This is a genomic window from Companilactobacillus halodurans (assembly GCF_009600995.1).
Lineage (GTDB): Bacteria > Bacillota > Bacilli > Lactobacillales > Lactobacillaceae > Companilactobacillus > Companilactobacillus halodurans.
Window position 1 is genome coordinate 1 of record NZ_VDFO01000066.1, and the last position, 7,438, is coordinate 7,438.

Genomic DNA, 7,438 nt, shown 5'->3' on the forward strand with positions numbered 1-7,438 from the left:
CATCTAAAGGGCATGAATGGTGTCCTTTTTTGGTGTTCTTAAATGGTTATTACTAATAAATGGTATACAAAAATAAAGTTGATGGCAAAATACCTATCAACTTTATTTATCGTACAGCCAAAAAAGAGACAGCCTACATATGGCTGTCTCTTTTCGTTCATATTCCTGCTAATAAAAATTTGTTTATAATTCAAAGTCTACTTAGAAAGCTATACCAATAACTACTGTCCTGGGTAGAATTGTTTCAAATTGAAGTTATGAGTATGCAGCAATCGAAGCAGATTAAGTTTAAATGAAAAAGGGTATTTAAAACGAAATCGTCGACGTATAAGATTGAAATTTTTTAATGTGTGGTTGTGTGTTAATTGTGATAACGGAAAATTGTTAGATACGAAGTCGTGAAGAAAACCCTCCCGTTGGATTACTCCAACCAGGAGGGTTCACTTCATCGACGAGTTCTAAAATATTTTTATTAGCACGAATAATTTCAGCTTTTAATCGTCACTCATGCTGTCTTTCTAGTACGTAGAGCGGCAACTAAAAAGATTATTGCAAATACTATAAACGCTAGTAATAAGATGAAAGCATACATGGAGCCACGTGCAGTATTAACTGCCATGGTCCCAATAGGCCGATCTTGTTGCAAGGTGATTATAGCTGATACAAGTGATGTTCCTGTAGCACCGGCGAATTGTTGCAACGTTGTGAAAGCAGCATTTCCGTCTGCTTGATGAAAGACAGACAACTGTGCAAGTCCACTGGTCATGGTATTGGCCATGACGATTCCTACTCCGACCATCAAAAACGCGTAAATCAGAAGTATCGCTTGCCCACTTAGTACTAAACCAAAGGCACTAAACAAGATCATTGCAATCAAGACTATCGCTGCACCACTTAAAACTGCACGGGCCTCTCCAAAGATATCCATGAACCTGCCACCAAATGGAGCAAGCAGTGCTCCAATCGCAGCACCAGGTAAAACGAAGAATCCTGCTAGTAATGCACTTTTTCCATCCACAAGCTGGATATAATTTGGCAAAATAAAAGATAATCCTAAGACAATGCTTTGTATTAGAAAGAAAGCTAATATATGCCAGTTGAAAGACCAGTTTTTAAAAATAGACAAATTTATTAGAGGTCGCTTTGAATGACTGGTCTGATATACGAAACATACAAGACCCAGTAACCCAATAAGCAACCAACCAATAAACTGAATCGGCTTAGAGTCAATAATAGATAAGTTATTGAAAGCTAATGTCAAACCGACGAAAGTAAGAATAATTGCCACCCAGCCAAAGAAATCGAATCCTTTTTTTTCGGTATCATGAGCTTGTCCAATTGAAAAAAAGCCAAGGATAAATGAAATTACCAGTAGCGGCAATAAAAGGATGAAAATCCAATGCCAACCTAGGCTATTGAGAACTATCCCACCCAATGTAGGTCCAAGTGCTGGAGCAATTGCAGTAATCAGCGTCCCAACGCCAATTAGAGTAGCTTTACGATTTTCAGGAGCCCAATCTAAGATGATATTGAACATCAAAGGGAGAGCAATACCAGTACCGACACCTTGAAGGATTCGTCCAGAAAGTAAGATACTGAAAGTTGGTGCTATCGAATCTATTACAAGTCCAATGATAAATAGTAGATTAGCTGTGATAAACAAAGATCTAGTTTTGAAGCGACGCTTCAAAAATGCAGAGATTGGAACAAAAATTGAAACAATCAGAATGTAGGCTGTTGTCATCCACTGTACTGTTGCAGTGTTGATGTGAAACTCCTTCATCAGAACAGGAAATATAATATTCATCGCTGTTTCAACGATGACCCCACTAAACGAGAGTAATCCTGCCGCAAATATTGCAGGAAAAAGTTTTGTTTCGTTTTGGTTGGTCATTTATAAATCACTCCTTAAAAAAATAGTTCGTATATGAACTAGTTTTATATTCTAACATAGACTTATATGAAATGGTAGTGAGGTATTAATTGATTTAAAATAGATCAAAATTTATAATATTGTTTAGTTAGTATACGAACTTGGAGGATTATAAATGAAAAATTCACTTGGGGTGATGCTTAAACAAGCTAACAACGCTCTGGCACGAGATGTTGATCACTTTGCTAAAACTATTGGCCTAACCGGAATGCAGATTTATGCAATTAATTTCATCTCAGATAACGAAGAACGTGATATTTTCCAACGCGACCTCGAGCATGAGTTCAATATCCGCAAAGCAACTGCTTCTGACTTAGTCTCTAAAATGGTAAAAAATGATTTACTGATTAGAGTTCCGGCATTACACGATGCGAGATACAAGCGTCTATTGCTGACAGCAAAATCGCGACGTTTGGAAAATCAAATAGAAAAATTTTTTGAAAAAAGTGAACAACGTCTACACGAGTTGTTGCTTAATAATTTTGATTCGGTATATCAAGGATTATCACAGATACCCGAGGTATTTTCGGATCCAACCAGTGAGCATCTTTCTAATGAAACAGAATGTAAATGAGATAGCAAAATAAAGAAGCAACCATATGGTCGCTTCTTTTTGTGTCTTAAAGTGTTTTGATAAAAAAACCGTCCATCGCACCGCTATGGTCGCTATTTTTGATGGGACCAGCAAGCTTTTGGTAACCAGACTTAATATAGACGTGTATAGCAGCCTTCAAGTTGTGATGAGTTTCTAAATAAAGTTGCTTATAGCCAGCCTTTTTAGCAAAATCTTCAACTAAAGCAATCAGCCTGTAGCTTAGCCCAAATCCTTGGGCACTAGAGTCTAGATAAATTTTCTGAAGTTCAGCGATACCATTATCCAAATCGAATTCAGCACAGCCAGCACCGCCAACGACTTTTCCTTGGTCGTTTTCGACTACGAAATAGGCGCGATTGTCTTGAGCATCGTAGAATTCGTTCAATTTGTCTAAATTGCTATCGAAATAAGCAGTCCCAGGGATGTCGAGACCAAAATGCTTTAAATCAGTTTGCAAGATATGTTTGATAACTTGGTTGTCTTTAGGTTTAATTGGACGTATGTTCATAGGCTGGACCCTCTTTTGTATGATTGATTTCATATCATAGCACAAAGAATAATTTTTTATAATCAGTTTACTGTATAATTTAGCTGTTAATTACAATAAGTTTCGTACTGGGGAGAATAAATTGTCTTATACATATACGAGAACAGAACTTGAAAAATCGATAGTTTTAGCATTGAGAACTCTTGGAGGTTCAGCTTCAAGAAAAGATATCAGAAAAGAAATGGCTAATAGTGGATATGAAGGGCTAACATATAATGATGTTTTTGGATTTAAAGTGTCAAAGAATGGTAACAAGTACATTCCATTTATGTTTGACTTCAATTTCGGTATTCAAAATTTAAACCATATTGGATATGTAGAAAAACCGGTCCGTAATAGTGATATTGTACTTACTGATGCAGGGCTGAATGACGACTTGAAAAATTTTCCAACAGCAGAACAGCAAGATAAAATAGATTCTTATTGGAATAAAAAACATGAAGAATACAAGTTAAGAAAAAATTCATCAGAAACTGATGAAAATTCCACTGAAGATGAAGTAATAGACTTTTCTGCTGATTCTTCAGATCAAGAGGATACGGCAGAAACTAAATGGAAGACTGAACTCCTTAATCAGTTAATGCAATTTGATCCTGGAAAATTTGAGAGTTTCTCGAGACTATTGATTTCCAAAATGGGTGTGACAATCGATAAAGAACGAGGAGTAATGCAATCAGGAGACCATGGTATCGATGGTTTTGGATATTTCACATCTGATGAGTTTAGAACTAGTCGTGTTGCTATTCAATGCAAAAGATACACTAAAGGTTCTGTTTCGGAACCTGAGATCGATAGATTTAAAGGTGTCATGGACAGTTTTAATGCTGAATATGGAATATTTGTCACTACTAGTTCATTTACTGATAAAGCTAAAAAGAAAGCCACTCAAGGTACTAACACGGTAACTTTGATCAACGGACAAGACTTAGCTGATTTGGTTGAAAAATATCAACTGCATATTACGCCGGTTACGATTTATACGCTCGATGATTATTATTATTAAAAATAAAATCCAAGCAGATTACTTTGAGGGTTTAGTAGTCGCTCTAGTGATAGCGATTCAACACACCAATTATCACGCCCATTATCCTTTGGAGGATAGAAGTAAATGGTAAAAGAAATGGTTAATTTTAAAGATCTTAAAGCATTAGGGCTACCTGACTCTCAAGCTAGGAGAGTCATTAGAGAAGCAAAAAATGTTTTTGTATCACGTGGGCTAGGCTTTTATAATGGAAAAAGAGTTGGTCTTGTACCTGTTTCAGTGGTTAGTGAAATCTTAGGGATTTCGTTCCCCGAAGTTGAAGAGCAAAGGGAAAAATAAAAATGAAGCGTACAAGATATATGAATGTTTACAAAGATAAAGATGCCAATGGTAAACCTTTTATTAGTGCACGTGTAGCTCATAATGAGGCAATAAAGGTTAAGAACGATGCTTTGGAATATTTTCATTAAAAAATTTGGAAATAAAGTTCTTAATGATATTGATATCATGGATTGCGAAGCATTTAGAACATGACTTTTGACTGATATTGGTTATACGAATGGTTACAGCAGTATGATTTATATTGCATTTAGGCAGTCTCTAGACTATGTAGTATCACTAGGAATTCTGCATAGTAATGTTTCTAAACGAACAAAAACAATTCCAAAGGTAAAGCTACAGTCAAGTATTGGGCTAAATCCGATTTTGAGAGAGCTATTTAGCAAATTTGTATGGATAGTTATTATGAACGTTTTCCGTTTATAATGATTTGGTTGTACTTTATGACTGGTATGCGTGTTAGTGAAGGATTAGCTTTAACTTTAAAAAATGGTAAATTAAACGTTTATCATAATTTGTTTTTGAAGAGTAAGAAGGAGTATGAAATTCATTCTTACACTAAAACTAGTAATGGTAAGCGAAAATTATCATTTGATGCTGATACTGTTAGGTTTCTGAAAAATTGGAAAAGAGATCAAGCTAGGCATGGAGTTAAGAAATTTGTTATTTCGTATGATGATACTCCGATGATTCGTTCCACTGTTAATAGGATTGTTAAAATATGCCAAGTTGGCAGGTGTACCGGAGATAGATGTTAAGGGATTGCGTCACAGTCATGTAATATAATGCAGATGTGTTGACTGTTTCTAGGAGATTGGGACATCCAAGCCCAGGCATAACTCTGAAGTATTACTCCCATCTCTGGAATAGAAACGATGATGGATTAGCAAAAATGATGACTGGAAATATTAAGCTTGATTTTTCTGATATAACGAAGGTTAGTTTTAATGGAAATCAAGTGGTAAGTTCTAAAAACGTTCAATAAGTTCGTGTATGCCAAAAGTATGCCAAATATGGATGTGCATACTACAAACATTGATATAAAAGTGTTTGTAATGTTTTATACTTATTGAGTGGGAATAATATTTTGTAGAAAATATAAGAGCATCTCTGATTTTATTCAGAGGTGCTCTTTTTGTGGTTCGATAAATACACCAATTTTAAAATTTTGATTATATTTCTAAATTTGTAGAGTATAATCAAATTAATTATAAGTTTTTAAGGATTTTTTACTGGTAAGTGGAGAAAGACAGCCTCCTAAAAAAGGGGATGGTTTGGAATAATTAAAGTAATTAATAGTAGTGGTGATTTGTATAAATATTATTGAGGAGAAGGAAATACATAATGAATAACAACGGTGATTTAAAGAAAAAAGGGAAATCTTCAACTGAAAAGGTTATTATTGGACTTTTAGTAATAGCAATATTCGTTGCATTAAAAATTGGTCTTGGTAATTTAAATTTTTTTAATCCTATGCCTTCAGGATTATCAAATACGGATAAAATCATGACCTATTTGGGAGAGAATAAAAAGAGTAATGAGCAAATTTCTATGACGTCGATGATGTCCCAGCTAAATTATAGCAACTATAGAGATATACAGGAAAGACTGCAAACCGATCCAGTTATTTTTGTGATGAAAAATAAAGATACTGGTAGATATGTCTTCAAGTATAAGGATCATTATGTTTATTTAATTAAGGAAATAACAGACTTTTACCAGGACGATTCTTATAAATATATCTATTTTGTAGCTAGTATCAAAAAGAGTTCTGATGGCAAGCAGTATGTGAAAGAAGTAAACACTAAGAAATATGATGATAGTAATGCAAAAGAAACAGATGGTTATTCTATACAAGATTACAATAATTATTATGGAACTGATGATAATTAATATTTATACTTTGTATAGTTGTTAAAAGAAAATATTTTCCGACTTTTATGAAAATGTTTTCAAATTTTGGTTGAACTGATGATATACTGTAACCGTAAACAATGATGTAAATTGCTAGTTTGTATGTAATGTATTAAATAGGGCTTGGGTATTATTTCTATGTAAAATTAGTGATTCTTAGCCATCTACATCATATAAATTTACTATGGGGAGGGGAAATGGAATAGTAAAAGTACATTTGTGATTTGAATGAATCTTGAGGATGAATCATGATAATAACATTCATTTTCTAATTAAGTAAATAAAAAAGGGGAGTTAGAAAGAATGAATTTTAAAAAGAAGCGTCTTAATAAAGCATTAGAAGACAAAATTTATCGTGTTAAACTTGTACATTCAAAAAAGGGTTGGTTAGCTGTAGGATTAACTTTTATAACTCTATTTAGTGCTACTATGTTAAGTCAAAAGACTGTTGATGCATCAGCGGTTAATAATGTTGCCATTGCTAATTCAACTACAAGTAGCTCAGTTCAACTTTGGAATAATGTTACTAATAATGAAATTCACAAAGCTAATAGAGGACTTGCCAATGGTACAGCGTGGAAAACCGCTAAAGCCGTTAAGGGCGTTGATGGAGAAACATATCTACTTGTAGGTGTCAATGAATATGCTGATGCTAAACAAATGGATTTGTCTGATGAAACATCATCACAAAATTTAACAGGTGTTTTACGTACTAGTTCTAGTAAATCAATTATAAGATTGTACACGAACCCATTAGCAGAAAATGGTGCCCAACTTATTACAAATCGTGGATTGGCTAAAAATACAGATTGGAAGACTGATATAAAAGTTGTTGCAAATGGGGAAACATATTATCGTGTTGCTACTAATGAATGGGTTAAAGCTAGCGATGCCTATTTGGTAGGTGAATCATCCAGAAGCAATAAGGCATATACAAAGAATGCACCAGATGAAAATACAAATAGTAATTCAAATAGTTCAAATAATAATGGTGGTTCTACTCCAGAACCAGTGCAACAATCTACGATAACAACTAAGTATGTAGATGAAGACGGTAACGAAGTTGCCGATGCAAAGACTGAAAAAGCCAATAAAGGAGAGAAATATACTGCCAATTCAATTACAGTA

The 7,438-nt window shown here is 34.2% G+C and carries 9 protein-coding genes; 7 read left to right on the forward strand and 2 right to left on the reverse strand.

The window, feature by feature from the left end; all coding sequences use genetic code 11:
- Positions 1-505: 505 nt before the first annotated feature.
- Positions 506-1,894: an MFS transporter gene (locus FHL05_RS12015; RefSeq protein ID WP_153384722.1), complete on the reverse strand. Its 1,389-nt coding sequence runs from the start codon at positions 1,892-1,894 to the stop codon at positions 506-508.
- 154 nt (positions 1,895-2,048) lie between these two features.
- On the opposite strand from FHL05_RS12015, the gene FHL05_RS12020 reads away from it, so the two are divergent.
- On the forward strand, positions 2,049-2,507 hold the full coding sequence (locus FHL05_RS12020) for a MarR family winged helix-turn-helix transcriptional regulator (RefSeq protein ID WP_153384723.1): 459 nt from the start codon (positions 2,049-2,051) through the stop codon (positions 2,505-2,507).
- Positions 2,508-2,553: 46 nt separating this feature from the next.
- Here FHL05_RS12020 and FHL05_RS12025 read toward each other — a convergent pair whose 3' ends face one another.
- Positions 2,554-3,036 (reverse strand): GNAT family N-acetyltransferase, encoded by a 483-nt coding sequence (locus tag FHL05_RS12025; protein ID WP_153384724.1) that lies wholly within the window; start codon positions 3,034-3,036, stop codon positions 2,554-2,556.
- Positions 3,037-3,157: 121 nt separating this feature from the next.
- Between FHL05_RS12025 and FHL05_RS12030 the strand changes: the two genes are divergently transcribed.
- From FHL05_RS12030 to FHL05_RS12050, 6 genes are all read left to right on the forward strand, one after another.
- A complete protein-coding gene (locus FHL05_RS12030) occupies positions 3,158-4,078 on the forward strand; it encodes a restriction endonuclease (protein ID WP_153384725.1) in 921 nt (306 codons plus the stop codon).
- Between the two features lie 105 nt (positions 4,079-4,183).
- Positions 4,184-4,396, forward strand: a complete 213-nt coding sequence (locus FHL05_RS12035) for a DUF3173 family protein (RefSeq protein WP_153384726.1) — start codon at positions 4,184-4,186, stop codon at positions 4,394-4,396.
- 2 nt (positions 4,397-4,398) lie between these two features.
- Positions 4,399-4,527, forward strand: a complete 129-nt coding sequence (locus FHL05_RS12745; RefSeq protein WP_272950438.1) for a hypothetical protein — start codon at positions 4,399-4,401, stop codon at positions 4,525-4,527.
- Positions 4,528-4,839: 312 nt separating this feature from the next.
- On the forward strand, positions 4,840-5,154 hold the full coding sequence (locus FHL05_RS12625) for a site-specific integrase (protein ID WP_238333948.1): 315 nt from the start codon (positions 4,840-4,842) through the stop codon (positions 5,152-5,154).
- A gap of 586 nt (positions 5,155-5,740) precedes the next feature.
- Complete coding sequence (locus tag FHL05_RS12045; protein WP_153384727.1) at positions 5,741-6,289, forward strand: hypothetical protein; 549 nt, start codon at positions 5,741-5,743, stop codon at positions 6,287-6,289.
- 324 nt (positions 6,290-6,613) lie between these two features.
- On the forward strand, positions 6,614-7,438 hold an 825-nt coding region (locus FHL05_RS12050), incomplete at its 3' end, for a MucBP domain-containing protein (protein WP_162000305.1).

What these genes read in the sequence shown, in the direction of transcription:
- FHL05_RS12015 (WP_153384722.1), bottom strand. Translation starts at nt 1,894, where the DNA reads ATGACCAACCAAAACGAAACAAAACTTTTTCCTGCAATATTTGCGGCA.
- FHL05_RS12020 (WP_153384723.1), top strand. Translation starts at nt 2,049, where the DNA reads ATGAAAAATTCACTTGGGGTGATGCTTAAACAAGCTAACAACGCTCTG.
- FHL05_RS12025 (WP_153384724.1), bottom strand. Translation starts at nt 3,036, where the DNA reads ATGAACATACGTCCAATTAAACCTAAAGACAACCAAGTTATCAAACAT.
- FHL05_RS12035 (WP_153384726.1), top strand. Translation starts at nt 4,184, where the DNA reads ATGGTAAAAGAAATGGTTAATTTTAAAGATCTTAAAGCATTAGGGCTA.
- FHL05_RS12745 (WP_272950438.1), top strand. Translation starts at nt 4,399, where the DNA reads ATGAAGCGTACAAGATATATGAATGTTTACAAAGATAAAGATGCCAAT.
- FHL05_RS12625 (WP_238333948.1), top strand. Translation starts at nt 4,840, where the DNA reads ATGACTGGTATGCGTGTTAGTGAAGGATTAGCTTTAACTTTAAAAAAT.
- FHL05_RS12045 (WP_153384727.1), top strand. Translation starts at nt 5,741, where the DNA reads ATGAATAACAACGGTGATTTAAAGAAAAAAGGGAAATCTTCAACTGAA.